The 1,643-nt window shown below is 74.9% G+C and carries 1 protein-coding gene; it reads left to right on the top strand.

The window, feature by feature from the left end; translation table 11 throughout:
- Positions 1 to 27: 27 nt before the first annotated feature.
- Positions 28 to 1,643: hypothetical protein (locus ACQKIP_RS46915; protein ID WP_427745814.1), on the top strand; the 1,616-nt coding region annotated here is incomplete at its 3' end.

Here is a 1,643-nt window from a genome sequence, read left to right as displayed (position 1 = left end):
CAGCTCGGAGATGTGTATAAGAGACAGATGTACGACATCGCCCTGCGGATGAGCGAGTGGGAGGGACCGGGCGGCGCGCTGCCCACGCCCCGCTTCTTCGCCGGAATGGCGGCGATCGCCGCGGGTGCGCGGCTGCGGCGGCGCGAGCTCGAACAGGAACTGGAGCGCTACCGTTCGCTGCTGCGACCGCGCAGGGCGCTCGGCCGGTTCATGCGCAACCTGCTGACCGGCTATCTCTCCGCGCTCGCCGGAGTGGTCGCCCCCGCGGCGGCGCCGCTGGTGGGCGCCGGGCTCACGGAGTTCCTGGAGAAGCTGGCGAGCACCGGCGCCGAACCGGTGCGGGCCACCTACGGCGACTATCCCGGCGCCGCCGGCAGCGCGGGCACCGGCCTGCGGCTCCTCGCGCACGACTTCCAGCAGGGCGGCGAGGAGCGGAAGTTCGCGGAGGGATTCCTCTTCCGCGCCCTGCGCGAGGACCTGGACGCCGCCTACACCGGGCTCGGCGCCGCACTCAACCGGGTCGGCCGCCCCGCCGTGCTCCTCCAGCACGCCAACTGGCCGGTGGGCCGCCGGCTCCTGACGGCCGCGCTCGCCGACCGCGCCGACGGCCACCGCGAGCGCACGGTCCTCGTGGCCGGCGAACGGGTGGGGGAACCGCTGTTCCTGGCCGACGAGCCGCGCACCGAGGAACGCGCCCACTACCGGCCCGACCAGGAGGAGCCGCCCGGCTGGCAGCGGCTGCCCGCCCGCGGCCGCCTCGGCCAGGGCGTGCTGCTGCTTCGGATGCCGCTGCTCACCACCGAGCACATCCACAAGGAGCTGCAACAGCACACCGGCGGCGCACCCGAGGCGGCACGCCTGCGCCGGGCGCAGAGCGCGGTGCACCGGCTCTCTGGCCGCCGCCCGCGGATGGTGCAGCGCCTGGTCGAGGCGGCCGGAGAGCTGCCGGAGCTCGACAACGACCGGGAGCTGCTCGACCAGCCCGCGGGACTCGACGGAGCGCCCCTGGCCGTACGGGACGTGCTGCTCGCCGAGTTGGTGCTCAGGCAGCTGCCCGAGCGGCTCCCCGCCGAGCACGACGACCGCTGGCTCGACCTGCTGACCCAGCTGTCGGTGGCGCACACCGGCGACTGCGCCCGCGCCCTGCTGCGCAGCCCCGAGCTGGAACAGCTGGCGGGCGGCCTGACCGCGGACGAGGTGGGCAGGTTCCTGCACGAGAGCGGCTGGCCCGCCTGCGAGCGGCACTTCATCGGGGACTTCGGCCTGCGCCAGCTCCTGATGAGCAGGCTGCACGGACCGCCCGAAGCGGGCACCGCATGGCGCCGCAACCACAGCCTGCTGCACACGCACTACCGCAGCCGGGCCGAGTCCCCCGACCGCGCCTTCGGCACCACCGCGGCCCACGGCCTCAACCACGACCTGGTCGCCAACGGCCCCGAACGCGCCGTGCACCACCTCGCCGCCAGGTTCCCCGCGGACGGCGTGGGCGCCGAGGAGTGGTGCGACCAGCTGCTGGCGCTCGCCCAGGCCCCCTCGCCCGGCGGCCTCGACGAACGGCACGCCCGGATGACGGTGGCCCGTGTCGAGGGCACCAGGCTCGAGCGCCAGCTGGACGAGCTGCTGCATGCCGTGTGGCTCTGCGA

Origin of the sequence: Streptomyces sp. NPDC059900 (assembly GCF_050270335.1) — a bacterium.
Classification (GTDB): Bacteria; Actinomycetota; Actinomycetes; order Streptomycetales; family Streptomycetaceae; genus Streptomyces.
The sequence above is the reverse complement of the archived record's forward strand: the minus strand, read 5'-3'. Positions and strand labels throughout refer to the sequence as shown.